The organism is Streptomyces sp. SM18, assembly GCF_002910775.2.
In the GTDB taxonomy this organism is placed as follows: Bacteria; Actinomycetota; Actinomycetes; order Streptomycetales; family Streptomycetaceae; genus Streptomyces; species Streptomyces halstedii.
Genome location: NZ_CP029342.1, coordinates 1,175,343 through 1,189,063 on the forward strand (window position 1 = coordinate 1,175,343; position 13,721 = coordinate 1,189,063).

General features: G+C 72.3%; 14 protein-coding genes. 8 read left to right on the forward strand and 6 right to left on the reverse strand.

The annotated features are described in order from the left end of the window. Window positions 1–5: 5 nt before the first annotated feature. The 3 genes from B9S64_RS05115 to B9S64_RS05125 form a co-directional block, all read right to left on the reverse strand. Window positions 6–635 (reverse strand): MBL fold metallo-hydrolase, encoded by a 630-nt coding sequence (locus B9S64_RS05115; protein WP_103491014.1) that lies wholly within the window; start codon window positions 633–635, stop codon window positions 6–8. Then, on the reverse strand, window positions 635–1,720 hold the full coding sequence (locus B9S64_RS05120) for an S-(hydroxymethyl)mycothiol dehydrogenase (protein ID WP_103491023.1): 1,086 nt from the start codon (window positions 1,718–1,720) through the stop codon (window positions 635–637). The genes B9S64_RS05115 and B9S64_RS05120 overlap by 1 nt, the downstream gene beginning before the upstream one ends. 75 nt (window positions 1,721–1,795) lie before the next feature. Continuing rightward, window positions 1,796–2,497, reverse strand: coding sequence for a FadR/GntR family transcriptional regulator (locus B9S64_RS05125; RefSeq protein ID WP_103491024.1), 702 nt, complete (start codon window positions 2,495–2,497; stop codon window positions 1,796–1,798). A 129-nt stretch (window positions 2,498–2,626) separates the two neighbouring features. Between B9S64_RS05125 and B9S64_RS05130 the strand changes: the two genes are divergently transcribed. Next, window positions 2,627–3,136: a gluconokinase gene (locus tag B9S64_RS05130; protein WP_103491015.1), complete on the forward strand. Its 510-nt coding sequence runs from the start codon at window positions 2,627–2,629 to the stop codon at window positions 3,134–3,136. Between the two features lie 11 nt (window positions 3,137–3,147). Next, window positions 3,148–4,545: a GntP family permease gene (locus B9S64_RS05135; protein WP_028443955.1), complete on the forward strand. Its 1,398-nt coding sequence runs from the start codon at window positions 3,148–3,150 to the stop codon at window positions 4,543–4,545. A gap of 145 nt (window positions 4,546–4,690) precedes the next feature. Here the strand turns inward: B9S64_RS05135 and B9S64_RS05140 are convergent, their stop codons facing one another. Beyond that, window positions 4,691–6,346, reverse strand: coding sequence for an FAD-binding dehydrogenase (locus tag B9S64_RS05140; RefSeq protein WP_103491016.1), 1,656 nt, complete (start codon window positions 6,344–6,346; stop codon window positions 4,691–4,693). Window positions 6,347–6,563: 217 nt separating this feature from the next. On the opposite strand from B9S64_RS05140, the gene B9S64_RS05145 reads away from it, so the two are divergent. The 4 genes from B9S64_RS05145 (at window position 6,564) to B9S64_RS05160 (ending at window position 8,803) form a co-directional block, all read left to right on the forward strand. Next, entirely contained in the window at window positions 6,564–7,487 is a 924-nt protein-coding gene (locus tag B9S64_RS05145) for a DMT family transporter (RefSeq protein ID WP_181012268.1), read from the forward strand. After that, the gene (locus tag B9S64_RS05150; RefSeq protein WP_103491018.1) at window positions 7,474–8,001 is read left to right on the forward strand and encodes an NUDIX hydrolase; all 528 of its coding nucleotides are present in this window, start codon (window positions 7,474–7,476) and stop codon (window positions 7,999–8,001) included. The genes B9S64_RS05145 and B9S64_RS05150 overlap by 14 nt, the downstream gene beginning before the upstream one ends. Window positions 8,002–8,120: 119 nt before the next feature. Beyond that, window positions 8,121–8,495, forward strand: coding sequence for a YidH family protein (locus B9S64_RS05155; RefSeq protein ID WP_028443951.1), 375 nt, complete (start codon window positions 8,121–8,123; stop codon window positions 8,493–8,495). Then, entirely contained in the window at window positions 8,492–8,803 is a 312-nt protein-coding gene (locus B9S64_RS05160) for a DUF202 domain-containing protein (RefSeq protein ID WP_103491019.1), read from the forward strand. The genes B9S64_RS05155 and B9S64_RS05160 overlap by 4 nt, the downstream gene beginning before the upstream one ends. Before the next feature lie 81 nt (window positions 8,804–8,884). Here the strand turns inward: B9S64_RS05160 and B9S64_RS05165 are convergent, their stop codons facing one another. Both B9S64_RS05165 and B9S64_RS05170 read right to left on the reverse strand, forming a co-directional pair. Continuing rightward, entirely contained in the window at window positions 8,885–9,820 is a 936-nt protein-coding gene (locus B9S64_RS05165; RefSeq protein ID WP_103491020.1) for an NADP-dependent oxidoreductase, read from the reverse strand. A 135-nt stretch (window positions 9,821–9,955) separates the two neighbouring features. Further along, the gene (locus tag B9S64_RS05170; protein ID WP_103491021.1) at window positions 9,956–11,245 is read right to left on the reverse strand and encodes a glucarate dehydratase family protein; all 1,290 of its coding nucleotides are present in this window, start codon (window positions 11,243–11,245) and stop codon (window positions 9,956–9,958) included. A 140-nt stretch (window positions 11,246–11,385) separates the two neighbouring features. Between B9S64_RS05170 and B9S64_RS05175 the strand changes: the two genes are divergently transcribed. Both B9S64_RS05175 and B9S64_RS05180 read left to right on the forward strand, forming a co-directional pair. Further along, a complete protein-coding gene (locus tag B9S64_RS05175; protein WP_103491025.1) occupies window positions 11,386–12,408 on the forward strand; it encodes a phosphotransferase family protein in 1,023 nt (340 codons plus the stop codon). Between the two features lie 6 nt (window positions 12,409–12,414). Next, window positions 12,415–13,629 carry an acyl-CoA dehydrogenase family protein gene (locus tag B9S64_RS05180; protein WP_103491022.1) on the forward strand — a complete coding sequence of 405 codons (1,215 nt, stop codon included), beginning with the start codon at window positions 12,415–12,417 and terminating at the stop codon, window positions 13,627–13,629. The last annotated feature ends 92 nt before the right edge of the window (window positions 13,630–13,721 follow it).

Here is a 13,721-nt window from a genome sequence, read left to right on the forward strand (position 1 = left end):
GTCGGTCAGTGGCCGCGGGTGATCCACTCCTGAAGGTGCGGGGCCTCCGCGCCCACGGTGGTGGAGTCTCCGTGTCCGGTGCGCACGACGGTGTCCGGCGGGAGGCTGAGCAGCCGGTCCCTGATGGAGTCGACGATCGTCGGGAAGTCCGAGAAGGACCGCCCGGTGGCGCCGGGCCCGCCCTGGAAGAGGGTGTCACCGGTGAAGACGGTGTTCAGCCGCGGGGCGTGGAGGCAGACCGCGCCGGGGGCGTGCCCCGGCGTGTGCAGGACGGTCAGGCGTACGCCCGCGACCTCCAGCTCCTGCCCGTCGGCCAGTTCGGCGTCGGGGGTCCGGTCCGGGTGGGTCTGCCGCCACAGCGGCAGGTCGTCCGGGTGCAGCAGGATCGGTGCTCCGGTGGCGTCGGCCAGCGCCGGGGCGGCGTCGATGTGGTCGTTGTGCGCGTGGGTGCAGATGATCGCGCGCAGCGTACGTCCGTCGAGCGCGGCCTCGATGGCGGCGGCGTCGTGGGCGGCGTCGACGACGACGGCCTCGGTGTCGTCGCCGATGATCCAGACGTTGTTGTCGACGTCCCACTCGCCGCCGTCGAGGGCGAAGGTGCCGGAGGTGACCAGGTGGTCGATGCGGGCGGTCATCAGAACACCACCACCGAGCGCAGGACGTCGCCGTCGTGCATCCGGCCGAAGGCCTGCTCGATGTCGCCGATCCCGATGGTCTCGGTGACGAACGCGCCGAGGTCGAGGCGGCCCTGCTGGTGCAGGTCGATCAGCATCGGGAAGTCGCGGGAGGGCAGACAGTCGCCGTACCAGGAGGACTTGAGGGAGCCGCCGCGGCCGAAGACGTCGAGCAGCGGGAGTTCCAGCTTCATCTCGGGGGTGGGCACACCGACGAGGACGACGGTTCCGGCGAGGTCGCGGGCGTAGAAGGCCTGCTGGTACGTCTCGGGGCGGCCGACCGCCTCGATGACCACGTCGGCGCCGTTGCCGTCGGTGAGGGCGCGGATCGCCTCGACGGGGTCGCCGGTGCGGGAGTTGACGGTGTGGGTGGCACCCATCGTCTTCGCCGTCTCCAGCTTGCGGTCGTCGATGTCCACCGCGATGATCTTCGCCGCGCCGGCCAGCCGGGCCCCGGCGATCGCGGCGTCGCCCACGCCGCCGCAGCCGATGACCGCGACGGAGTCGCCGCGGCCGACCTGGCCGGTGTTGATGGCGGCGCCGATGCCCGCCATGACGCCGCAGCCGAGCAGCCCGGCGACGGCCGGGGAGACCTCGGGGTCCACCTTGGTGCACTGGCCGGCGGCGACGAGGGTCTTCTCGGCGAAGGCGCCGATGCCCAGGGCCGGGCTCAGCTCCGTGCCGTCCAGGAGGGTCATCTTCTGCTTCGCGTTGTGGGTGTCGAAGCAGTACCAGGGGCGGCCACGCAGACAGGCGCGGCACTGGCCGCACACCGCACGCCAGTTGAGGACGACGAAGTCTCCGGGGGCGACGTCGGTGACGCCGTCGCCGACGGACTCCACGACACCCGCCGCCTCGTGCCCGAGCAGGAACGGGAAGTCGTCGTTGATGCCGCCCTGCTTGTAGTGGAGGTCGGTGTGGCAGACGCCGCACGCCTGGATCTTGACCACGGCCTCACCGGGACCCGGGTCCGGCACGAGGATCGTCTCCACCCGCACCGGCTCGTTCTTACCCGGCGCGATGACCCCTTGTACCTGCTGCGCCATGACGCGGTCTCCCATCCCGACTGTTCCGGTATCTCCGAAGATCGAACGACCACCGTACCGGGGCGGGCCGGGTGGTCAGGGAGCCAGGACGTCGAGTTCGTGCAGCGCGCCGACCGCGATCTCCTTGGTCAGCCGTTCGGCGGCGGCGGCGGAGCCCTCGCGTACGGCCTCGGCGAGCCGGACGTGCAGGGTGACGGCGGCGGGATCGGGGTCCTCGAACATCACCTGGTGGTGGGTGCGGCCGGCCAGGACCTCGGCGACGACGTCCCCGAGGCGGGCGAACATCTCGTTGCCCGAGGCGTTGAGCACGATCCGGTGGAAGGCGATGTCGTGCCGGAGGTAGTCCTCCAACCGCTGGCCGCGCGAGGTGGCGACCATGCCGAGCGCGCACTCGGTGAGCGCCGCGCACTGCTCGGGGGTGGCGTTGCGGGCGGCGAGGCCCGCCGCCACGGGTTCGACGGCGGAGCGCAGCACGGTCAGGGAGCGCAGTTGCCGGGGCCGGTCGGCGCCGGCCAGCCGCCAGCGGATGACCTGGGGGTCGTAGACGTTCCACTCCTCGGTGGGCAGCACGGTCACCCCCACCCGGCGGCGGGACTCGACGAGGTGCATCGACTCCAGGACGCGGACCACTTCGCGGACGACCGTACGGGAGACCTCGAAGCGCTGGGCGAGCTCGTCGGTGCGTAGGACGGACCCCGGGGGGAATCCGCCGGAGGAGATCTCCAGACCCAGGGTGTCCAGCACATGTGTATGCAGCCCCTGGCTCTGTGCGGTCATGCCCACAGCGTACGGTGCCACCCCGGGAGGCAAAAGGTAAGACGTTTACGTCACAACCTCTTGAATACGTCATACATATAGGTTTCAGTAGCGCGACGGACCGATGTCGAAGAAGACAGCGAGGCACCAATGAGCACCCCCCACGTCGTCGTGGTGATGGGCGTGGCAGGGACCGGCAAGACCACGATCGGGCCCCTGCTCGCCGCCGAACTCGGCGTTCCCTACGCCGAGGGCGACGACTTCCATCCGCCGGCCAACATCGCCAAGATGTCGGCGGGTACCCCGCTGGAGGACGCCGACCGCCGGCCCTGGCTGGACGCCATCGGGCGGTGGGCGCACGGCCGGGCGGGGCTCGGCGGGGTCGTCAGCAGCTCCGCGCTCAAGCGGGCCTACCGCGACCGGCTGCGGGCCGAGGCCCCCGGTGTCGTCTTCCTGCATCTGACCGGCGACCGCGCCCTCATCGAACACCGCATGGCGGACCGCAAGGGCCACTTCATGCCGACCGCCCTGCTCGACTCCCAGTTCGCCACCCTGCAGCCGTTGCGGGAGGACGAGGCGGGCGTCGCCGTGGACGTGTCCGGCACCCCTGAGGAAATAACCGACCGGGCCGTCGCCGCGCTGCGCCGGCTCGCGAACTAAGGATCACCACCGTGACCGGTCTCAGCGTCGAGATCCTGGCAGCGGATGCCGTCGAACCCATCACTTCGGCGGGCAACGCACAGCTGGGCATCGCCGTACTGGCGGGCATCGCCGTCATCGTCCTGCTCATCACGAAGCTCAAGGTGCACGCGTTCCTCGCGTTGACCATCGGCTCGCTGGCGCTCGGCTCCTTCGCCGGCGCCGCTCCCGCCGAGACGATAGCCAGCTTCACCGCGGGCCTCGGCTCCACCGTGGCGGGCGTCGGCGTGCTGATCGCGCTCGGCGCGATCCTGGGCAAACTGCTCGCCGACTCCGGCGGCGCCGACCAGATCGTCGACACGATCCTCGCCAGGGCGAGCGGGCGGGCGATGCCCTGGGCGATGGTGCTGATCGCCTCGATCATCGGGCTCCCGCTGTTCTTCGAGGTCGGGATCGTGCTGCTGATCCCGGTGGTCCTGCTGGTCGCCAAGCGCGGCAACTACTCCCTGATGCGGATCGGCATCCCGGCGCTCGCCGGCCTGTCCGTGATGCACGGCCTGATCCCCCCGCACCCCGGTCCGCTCGTCGCGATCGACGCGCTGGACGCCAACCTCGGCGTCACCCTGGCCCTCGGTGTCCTGGTGGCCGTACCGACCGTGATCATCGCGGGTCCGGTCTTCTCCCGTTACGCCGCCCGCTGGGTGGACATCGAGGCGCCGGAGAAGATGATCCCGCAGCGCCCGTCCGAGGACCTGGACCGGCGTCCGAGCTTCGGCGCGACCCTGGCGACGATCCTGCTGCCGGTCGTGCTGATGCTGGTCAAGGCACTGGTCGACATCGTGGTGGACGACCCCGCGAACGGCGTCCAGAAGGTCACCGACGTGATCGGCTCGCCGCTGATCGCGCTTCTGGCGGCCGTCCTGGTCGGCATGTTCACGCTGGGCCGTGCGGCCGGGTTCACCCGGGGCCGGCTCGCGGGCACCGTCGAGAAGTCCCTCGCCCCGATCGCGGGCGTGCTGCTGATCGTGGGTGCGGGCGGCGGCTTCAAGCAGACCCTCATCGACGCCGGTGTGGGTCAGATGATCCTGGACTTCTCCGAGAACTGGTCGATCCCCGCCCTGCTGCTGGGCTGGCTGATCGCGGTCGCGATCCGGCTGGCGACGGGCTCGGCGACGGTGGCGACCATCTCCGCCGCCGGTCTGGTCGCCCCGCTGGCCGCGGACATGTCCACGCCGGAAGCGGCTCTGCTGGTGCTCGCCGTCGGCGCGGGTTCTCTCTTCTTCAGCCATGTCAACGACGCCGGGTTCTGGCTGGTGAAGGAGTACTTCGGCATGGACGTCGGCCAGACCGTCAAGACCTGGTCGGTGATGGAGACCATCATCTCGGTCGTCTCGCTGGCCTTCATCCTGCTGCTGTCGCTGGTGTTGTAGCCGGGCGGCCGGGCGCGTAGGACATGGATCACCCGTGGTCCCCCGGGCGGGGCCACGGGTGACGTGTGTACGGGGCCCGTCGGCCCGCGGCGGCCCCGCCTCGGAAGCCTTCGCGGCCGGAGGCCGCGCGGACCGGTCGCGCCCCCTACGCCGTGGCCTCGGCCGCCGCGCGGCCCGCGGTCCGGCCCGAGAAGATGCAGCCGCCCAGGAACGTCCCCTCCAGGGAGCGGTAGCCGTGGACCCCGCCGCCGCCGAAGCCCGAGGCCTCGCCCGCCGCGTAGACGCCGGGCAGCGGGGTGCCGTCCGGGGTCAGGACGCGGGAGGACAGGTCCGTCTCCAGGCCGCCCAGTGACTTACGGGTCAGGATGTTGAGCCGGACCGCGATCAGGGGTCCGGCGGCCGGGTCGAGGATGCGGTGGGGGCGCGCCGTGCGGATCAGCTTGTCGCCCAGATAGGTACGGGCCCCTCGGATCGCCGTGATCTGGAGGTCCTTGGTGAACGGGTTGGCGATCTCCCGGTCGCGGGCGGTGATCTCGCGGCGCAGCTCGTCCTCGTCGATCAGCGAGGTGCCGGTGAGCGCGTTCATGCCCCGGACCAGTGCGCCGAGGTCCTTCTCCACCACGAAGTCCACGCCCCGGTCCATGAACGCCCGCACCGGCGCGGGGACGTCGGCGCGCGCCCTGCCGATCACACCCCGGACCGACTTGCCGGTCAGGTCCGGGTTCTGCTCGGAGCCGGAGAGGGCGAACTCCTTGCCGATGATCTTTTGGTCCAGGACGAACCAGGTGTAGTCGTACCCCGACCGCGTGATGTGTTCGAGGGTGCCCAGCGTGTCGAAGCCCGGGAAGAGCGGGACGGGGAGCCGCTTGCCACGGGCGTCCAGCCAGAGGGAGGACGGGCCGGGCAGGATGCGGATGGCGTGCCGGTCCCAGACCGGGTTCCAGTTCTCGATGCCCTCGGTGTAGTGCCACATCCGGTCACGGTTGATGTGGTGGGCACCGGCCTCCTCGGCGACGCCCAGCATCAGGCCGTCCACATGGGCCGGGACACCGGAGAGCATCGTGGCCGGCGGGGTGCCCAGCCGCTCGGGCCACTGGGCCCGTACGAGGTCGTGGTTGCCGCCGATGCCCCCGGAGGTGACGATCACGGCCTGTGCCCTGAGCTCGAAGGCGCCCACGGCCTCGCGGCCGCTGGCGGTGCCCCGCTCGGCGTCGCTGGGTTCGAGGATCTCGCCGGTGACCGTGTCGACCGCACCGGCCGTCCGGCCCAGACCGGTCACCCGGTGGCGGAACCTCAGCTGGACGAGGCCCTTGGCCACCCCCTCGCGCACCCGGCGCTCGAAGGGGGCCACGACGGCGGGGCCGGTGCCCCAGGTGATGTGGAAGCGCGGCACGGAGTTGCCGTGGCCGCCCGCGTCGTAGCCGCCGCGCTCCGCCCAGCCGACGACCGGGAAGATCCGCAGCCCTCGCTCGTGCAGCCAGGAACGCTTCTCCCCGGCCGCGAAGTCGACGTACGCCTCGGCCCACTTCCGTGGCCAGTGGTCCTCCGCGCGGTCGAAGCCCGCGGTGCCGTACCAGTCCTGGAGGGCCAGCTCGTGGCTGTCCTTGATCCGCATCCGCCGCTGTTCGGGCGAGTCGACGAGGAAGAGCCCGCCGAAGGACCAGTGCGCCTGGCCGCCGATGGACTGCTCCGGCTCCTGGTCGAGCAGGATCACCGTGCGGCCCGCGTCGACCAGCTCGGCGGTGGCGACCAGCCCCGCGAGGCCCGCCCCGATCACGATCACGTCAGCGTCGTACGCCATGGGTTTCGTCCTCCGGGGCGATGCGGGAGCGGTACGGGTGGGGCGGGGGCGGTACGGGTACGGACGTGGCGCGGGCAGGCGTACGGGACGGACGGCGCGCCGGGAGCCCCCGAAGTTACTCGTGCGTCAGATCTTCGGTACCCGCCGCCGCCACGTCAACCGTGCCGCCTGGAGCGGCTTCACCGATCTCGTGCGTCCCCGGGTTTATCGTCGGAACGTGTCCGTGCTGGTCGTCCTGCTCTCCGTCGGTGCCGCGTGCTGCCTGGGCCTCGGTTTCGTCCTCCAACAGGCCGCGGCCCGTACCGCGCCGTCCGCCGACTTCCTCTCGCCCCGGCTGCTGCTCGACCTCATGCGGGTACCGAGCTGGCTGGCCGGTATCGGTCTGATGATCTGCGGCATGGTCCTCGGCGCCCTCGCGCTGGGCCAGGGCGAGGTGTCGGTCGTCGAACCGCTGATGGCCACCAATCTGCTGTTCGCCATGGGCCTGTCACGCTGGCTGACCGGGCAGCGGCTCGGCCGTCAGGGCTGGGGCGGTCTCTGGCTGCTGGCCTGCGGGGTCGCCGTGTTCCTGCTGGCCGGGCAGCCGAAGGGCGGGGAGGCGGTGACGGAACCCCTGCGACGGTGGCTGGTGATCGGCGTGGTGGCGGGGCTGTCGCTCACGCTCACCGCGTTCGCCCGGCACCGGCGGGCACCCTGGACCCCGGCGTTGCTGGGGCTGGCGGGCGGTCTGCTGTACGGGTTGCAGGACGCCCTGACCCGGGTCTGCGGGATGCGGCTGACCGGGGAGGGCTGGGCCTCGCTGTTCATGAGCTGGGAGCCGTACGCGCTCGTCGTCATGGGGGTGACCAGCCTGATCATGGTGCAGAGCGCCTTCGAGGCGGGTCCGCTGCGGGTGTCGCTGCCCCCGCTCACCGCCGCGCAGCCACTCGCCGGCATCGTCTGCGGCATCGGGTTCCTGGGCGATCACGTGCGGACCGACGCGGCGGCCCTGGCCTGGCAGGCGGCGGGGCTGGTGGCGATCGTGACGGGGATCGTGATGCTCGGCAGGCACCCCGCGATGCCGCCCGGGAAGAACGGGGCCGGACACGGGTCCACCGCTGTCAGTGGGGTGGGGTTGGATGAGGAGCATGAATCCGGCTGACGAGATCCTGGACATCGTCGACGAGCACGACGAGGTCGTCGGGCAGGCGCCACGCGGCGAGGCGACCGCGCGCGGCCTGCGCCACCGCTGTGTCTTCATCGAGGCGCGCGACCCGGCGGGCCGGATCTTCGTGCACCGCAGAACGCCCACGAAGATGCTCTTCCCCTCGTACTACGACATGTTCGTCGGCGGGGTGGTGGGCGCGGGCGAGTCGTACGACGACGCGGCGTTGCGTGAGGCGGAGGAGGAGCTGGGCGTGTCCGGGCTCCCCCGCCCCGAGCCGCTGTTCACCTTCCTGTACGAGAGCGCCGAGCACAGCTGGTGGTCGTCGGTGTACCAGGTGCGGTGCGCGTCGCCGGTGCGGCCGCAGGCCGAGGAGGTGGCCTGGCACACCTTCCTGACCGACGCGGAGCTGGAGCGCCGGCTGCCGGACTGGACCTGGGTGCCGGACGGGCGGGAGGCCTACGACCGGCTGCGGGAGTTCCGCGCCCGGGAGGCGGGATCCACACGGTGAGCGGGCCGGGCGGTACGGGTGCGGGCGCGGGTGGCGCGGACGGTCAGGCCGGGTCCGGTCCCGGCGGGTCCGGTCCCGGCGGGTCCAGCCCGGCCGGCGACAGCGGCTTCGCGCGCGGGGTGCGGCTCTGGTTCGCGCCGGAGCGGGTCCGCGCGGAGGGCGTCACGCCCGACTACCGCTTCTCGCTCGCCAACGAGCGCACCTTCCTCGCCTGGCTCCGGACGGCCCTGGCGCTGATCGGCGGGGGGTTCGCCGTCGATCAGTTCCTGCCGCACCTGGCGTGGGGCGTGCGGGCCGGTCTCGCGCTCGCCCTGCTGGTGGCCGGTGTCCTGTGCGCGCTGCGGGCGGTCAACCACTGGGTGCGCTGCGAGCGGGCGATGCGGCGCGGCGAGGATCTTCCGGTGTCCCGCTTCCCCGTCCTGCTGAGCCTGGCGGTCGCCGTGGTCGCCGTCATGATGGTGGTGGTGGTCCTGTTCGGCTGGGAGGGCTCGTGACGGGCCCCCAGCGCGATCCGGGTCTCCAGCCGGAGCGGACCCGGCTGGCCTGGCGGCGGACGACGCTGTCCTGCACGGTGGTGGCGCTGCTCGCGGTCCGGCAGGTGGTGCGCGGCGGGGCGGACGCCGCCGCGCTGACCGGCCTCGCGACGGGCCTGCTGGCGTGGCTGGGGTTCCTGCGGGTGGCGCACCGGCGGGTGGGCCGCATGGGCGCGGCCGAGCCGGCGCCGCTGGTGCCGCGCCACGCGCTGGCGGCCGTGGTGTGCACGGTGGTGCTGGCGGTGTGCGCGGCGGTGATGCTCTTCTGACCCGGCCGCCGCGCGGGCCCTTCCGGAGCGGGGTGCCGTCCCGGGGCGGGGACGCCGTCCGGCGCTGCCGTGCCGTCCCCGTCAGGTGTCCCAGTCCACGGTGACGACGACCTTCCCCCGCGTACGGCCCTGTTCGTTGAGGCGGTAGGCGTCCGCGGCCTGTTCCAGCGGGAAGGTCCGGTCCACATGGACGGAGACGATGCCCTGCTCGGCCAGTCCGGCGAGGTGCGCGAGGTCGGTGGCGTCGGGGCGTACGAAGGCGTAGCGCCCGCCGTAGGAGAAGACCTCGGCGTCCGCGATGGAGGCGAGGCGCCCGCCGGGGGCCAGCGTCGCGGCGGAGACCCGCAGCGCCTCGCCGCCCACCGTGTCGAACGCGGCGTCGAAGCCGTCCGGGGCCAGGGCGCGCAGCCGTTCGGCGAGCCCCTTGCCGTACTCCACGGGTTCGCCGCCGAGGCCGCGCACGTACGCGTGGTTGTGGGGGCCGGCGGTGCCGATGACCCGGCAGCCCGCGTGCCGGGCGAGCTGCACGGCGAGCGAACCGACGCCGCCCGCGGCCGCGTGCACGAGGACCGTCTCGCCCTCGCGGACCTTCAGGACCTTGTGGAGCACCTGGTGGGCGGTCAGTCCGCACAGCGGCAGTCCGGCGGCCTCCTCGAAGCCGACGCTCAGCGGTTTGCGGGCCAGGGTGCGCACCGGGGCGGCGACGTACTCGGCGAACGTCCCGCGGGAGAGGAAGTCCTCGCGCACGTAGCCGATGACCTCGTCACCGACCTCGAACTCGTCCACGGCGGCGCCCGGCTGCACGACGACCCCGGAGACGTCCCAGCCGGGGATCACGGGGAAGACCGCTTCCAGGCTCGCCTGGAGGTATCCCTCGCGCGCCTTCCAGTCCACCGGGTTCACGGCGGCGGCCCGCACCTTCACCAGGACCGAGTCGGGGCCGACCCTCGGGTCGGGCCGCTCGCCGTACTCCAGGACGTCGGCCGAGCCGTACCTGCTGTAGCTGATCGCCTTCATGCTCCGACGATCGGCGCGGCCGGGCGGCCCCGCAACTCAGGCCGCCGTGACCAGCCGTCCTGACCAGCGGGCCCCCAGGAGGCCCTCCCGGCCGGCCATGTCGGCGGTCCTCACCAGCGGTCGTGACCGGCGGTCTCACCAGCGGGGCACGGCCGGGGCCACCCACCCCGGATCGGCCTGACGCATGGCGGCCGCGTCGTCGCGGGAGCGCAGCATGCCGTCGTCGTCCAGCCAGCGCCGGTGGAGCGCGGCGAGCCGGTCGCGGTCCAGCTCGACACCGAGTCCCGGTGCGTCGGAGACCGTCAGGTGCCCGTCCTCGAAGGTGTGGCGGGTGGTCAGGATGTCCTCGGTCTGCCAGGGGTAGTGGCTGTCGCAGGCGTGGCCGAGGCCGGGCACGGTGGCGGCGACATGGGTCATCGCGGCCAGGCTGACACCGAGGTGGGTGTTGGAGTGCATGGAGAGGCCGACGCCGAAGGCGCCGCATATCGCGGCCAGTTCGCGGGTGCGGTGCAGTCCGCCCCAGTAGTGGTGGTCGGAGAGGACGATCTGGACCGCGTCACGGGCGAAGGCCTCGGGCAGTTCGGCGAGGGTGGTGACGCACATGTTGGTGGCGAGCGGCAGATCCGTGCCCGCGGAGACCCGCGCCATCGCCTCCGTACCGCTCGCCGGGTCCTCCAGGTATTCCAGGACGCCCTTCAGCTCCTCGGCGACGCGCAGGGAGGTCTCCACGGACCAGGCGCCGTTGGGATCCAGGCGGAGCGGCTGTCCGGGGAACGCCTCGGCCAGGGCGCGTACCGCGGCGATCTCCTGGTCGGGCGGGAAGACACCGCCCTTGAGCTTGAAGGAGGTGAAGCCGTGGTCGCGGGCGAAGCGGCGCGCCTGGGCGACGACCCCGGCCGGGTCGAGGGCGGCGCCCCAGTCGTCCAGTTCACCGGCGGCCGGGTGGGAGGCCCAGCGGTAGAAGAGGTACGCGCTGTACTCGACGCGGTCGCGGACCTTGCCGCCGAGCAGGGCGTGCACCGGAAGCCCCAGGGTCTTGCCGAGCGCGTCCAGGCAGGCGACCTCGAACCCGGATATGACGGAGAGCCGGAGCTTGTCGGCGTTCTGGACGCCACGCAGTCCGCCCGCGTCCACCCGCTCGTCGGCGGTACGCGCCGCACCGCACACCTCCTCGGCCAGCGCGAAGAGGCCGTTCACGTCGCTGACCGGGCGGCCGGGCAGGGCACGGGCGAGCGGCTCGGCCAGTTCCAGGTAGGTGCCGTCGCCGTAGGTCTCCCCGACCCCCGTCACACCGCCCCGGGTGACGACCTCCACCACGAGCCTCGGGGTGTACGGCTGGTGGACGCCCTGGGTGTTCAGCAGCGGCGGATCGGCGATGAGGATCGGGGTGAGCCGGACGTCGTCGATCAACAAGGCGGTATCCATACGTGAACTCTATTCAGGGACGCGACCGGCCACCAGGGTCCGGCGGAGATCACACCTGGATTCCGGGCGGACACTGGACGGCATACCGACTGGTCGGCATGATGGTGCCGACCCGTACGGCCGCCTCGGAGGTGCGCACCATGAGCCCAGTCCACCCGCCAGGTCTCGACCTCGACCGGTTGCGCGGTCATCTCGACCGCGAGCGGCCGGGACTGGTGAACGGACCGCTGGAGGCCCGGCTGATCGAGGGCGGACGCTCGAACCTGACGTACCTGGTGACGGACGGTACCGGGCGCTGGGTCGTCCGCCGGCCGCCACTGGGCCATGTGCTGGCCACCGCACACGACATGAGGCGCGAGCACCGGGTGATCAACGCCCTGCACCCGACGGCCGTCCCGGTGCCCGAGCCGCTGCTGCTCTGCGAGGACGACTCGGTCCTCGGTTCCCCCTTCTACGTCATGGAGCACGTCGAGGGCACGCCGTACCGGACCGCCGAGCAGCTCGCCCCGCTCGGCGCCGCGCGCACCCGGGCCGCGGTGCTGGGGCTCGTGGACACCCTGGTGGATCTGCACGCCGTGGACCCCGAGGCGGTCGGCCTGGGGGACTTCGGGCGGCCCGACGGCTTTCTGGAGCGGCAACTACGCCGCTGGGGCGCGCAGTTGGACGCCTCCCGCAACCGAGAGCTGCCGGGCATCGACGAGTTGCACACCGCGCTCGGCCGGGACCTCCCCGACTCCCCCGCGTCCACCGTCGTCCACGGCGACTACCGCCTGGACAACGTGCTGATCGGGCCGGACGACCGGATCAAGGCCGTGCTGGACTGGGAGATGTCCACGCTCGGCGACCCCCTCACCGACCTGGGTCTGCTGGTGATGTACAGCTCGGACCTGGAGCTGCCCGAGTCGCCGGTCTCCACCACCAGCGGCGCGGCCGGCCATCCCCGTCCCGCCGAGCTGATCGAGCGCTACGCCGCCCGCTCCGGCCGGGACACCTCGGCGGTCTCCTGGTACACGGCCTTCGCGTGGTTCAAGCTCGCCGTGATCCTGGAGGGCATCCACTACCGCTACACCCTCGGCCAGACCGTCGGCGCCGGATTCGACCGCATCGGCGATCTGGTGCCGGTCTTCATCGCGCACGGCCTCACCACCCTCCAGGAAGGCTGACCACCCATGGACTTCGCGTTCGACGCCCGTACCGAAGAGCTACGCACCCGGCTGCTCGCCTTCATGGACGAGCACGTCCACCCGGCCGAGGAGGTCGCGGAGGAGCAGCGCGCCCGGCTCGCCTCCCCGTGGGACACCCCGCAGGTGGTGGAGGACCTCAAGGCGGAGGCCCGGCGGCTGGGGCTGTGGAACCTCTTCCTGCCGGACGCGGAGTACGGCGCCGGGCTGACGAACCTCCAGTACGCGCCGCTCGCGGAGATCACCGGCCGCAGCCCCCACCTGGCGCCGACCGCGCTGAACTGCGCGGCCCCGGACACGGGGAACATGGAGGTGCTGCACCAGTTCGGCACCGAAGCGCAGCGGAAGCGGTGGCTGGAACCACTGCTGGCCGGGGAGATCCGCTCGGCGTTCGCGATGACGGAGCCCGAGGTGGCCTCCTCCGACGCGACGAACATCGAGACCCGGATCACCCGGGAGGGCGAGGACTACGTCGTCAACGGGCGCAAGTGGTACATCTCCGGGGCGATGAACCCGGACTGCGCGATCTTCATCGTGATGGGCAAGACGGACCCGGACGGCGCGGACATCCGCCGCCAGCAGTCGATGATCCTGGTCCCGCGCGACACACCGGGCGTCGAAGTCCGGCGCGCCATGCGGGTGTACGGCTACGAGGACCATTCGCACGGCGGCCACGCCGAGGTCGTCTTCACCGATGTGCGGGTGCCCGCCGCGAACCTGATCGGTGAGGAGGGCGGCGGCTTCGCCATCGCCCAGGCACGGTTGGGTCCGGGCCGGATCCACCACTGCATGCGGCTGATCGGGATGGCCGAGCGCGCGATCGAGCTGATGTGCCGGCGCGCGGTGTCCCGCACGGCCTTCGGCAAGCCGCTCGCCCAGCAGGGCGTGGTGCAGAACTGGATCGCTGACGCCCGGGTGACGGTGGAGCAGCTGCGGCTGCTGGTGCTGAAGACGGCCTGGCTGATGGACACGGTGGGCAACCGGGGCGCGCACACCGAGATCCAGGCGATCAAGATCGCGACGCCGCGCGCGGTGGTGGACATCCTCGACCAGGCGGTCCAGCTGTACGGCGCGGGTGGCGTGAGCCAGGATTCTCCGCTGGCCGAACTGTGGGCGGCGGCCCGGACGTTGCGACTGGCGGACGGTCCGGACGAGGTGCACCAGCGGTCGCTGGCGCGACGGGAGATCAAGAAGTACCTGTGACGGCGGGACCGGGGGCTGTGGGGCCGGGGGGCGCGCGGTCCGGCGCGGGACATGGCCCCTGCCACCGAGCCGACACCGCGCACCCCGGCGGC

Excerpts from the sequence above, each read along its gene's own strand:
- B9S64_RS05150 (WP_103491018.1), top strand. The coding sequence starts at position 7,474 with ATGAATCCGGCTGACGAGATCCTGGACATCGTCGACGAGCACGACGAG.
- B9S64_RS05115 (WP_103491014.1), bottom strand. The coding sequence starts at position 635 with ATGACCGCCCGCATCGACCACCTGGTCACCTCCGGCACCTTCGCCCTC.
- B9S64_RS05125 (WP_103491024.1), bottom strand. The coding sequence starts at position 2,497 with ATGACCGCACAGAGCCAGGGGCTGCATACACATGTGCTGGACACCCTG.
- B9S64_RS05120 (WP_103491023.1), bottom strand. The coding sequence starts at position 1,720 with ATGGCGCAGCAGGTACAAGGGGTCATCGCGCCGGGTAAGAACGAGCCG.
- B9S64_RS05170 (WP_103491021.1), bottom strand. The coding sequence starts at position 11,245 with ATGGATACCGCCTTGTTGATCGACGACGTCCGGCTCACCCCGATCCTC.
- B9S64_RS05130 (WP_103491015.1), top strand. The coding sequence starts at position 2,627 with ATGAGCACCCCCCACGTCGTCGTGGTGATGGGCGTGGCAGGGACCGGC.
- B9S64_RS05165 (WP_103491020.1), bottom strand. The coding sequence starts at position 9,820 with ATGAAGGCGATCAGCTACAGCAGGTACGGCTCGGCCGACGTCCTGGAG.
- B9S64_RS05180 (WP_103491022.1), top strand. The coding sequence starts at position 12,415 with ATGGACTTCGCGTTCGACGCCCGTACCGAAGAGCTACGCACCCGGCTG.
- B9S64_RS05140 (WP_103491016.1), bottom strand. The coding sequence starts at position 6,346 with ATGGCGTACGACGCTGACGTGATCGTGATCGGGGCGGGCCTCGCGGGG.
- B9S64_RS05175 (WP_103491025.1), top strand. The coding sequence starts at position 11,386 with ATGAGCCCAGTCCACCCGCCAGGTCTCGACCTCGACCGGTTGCGCGGT.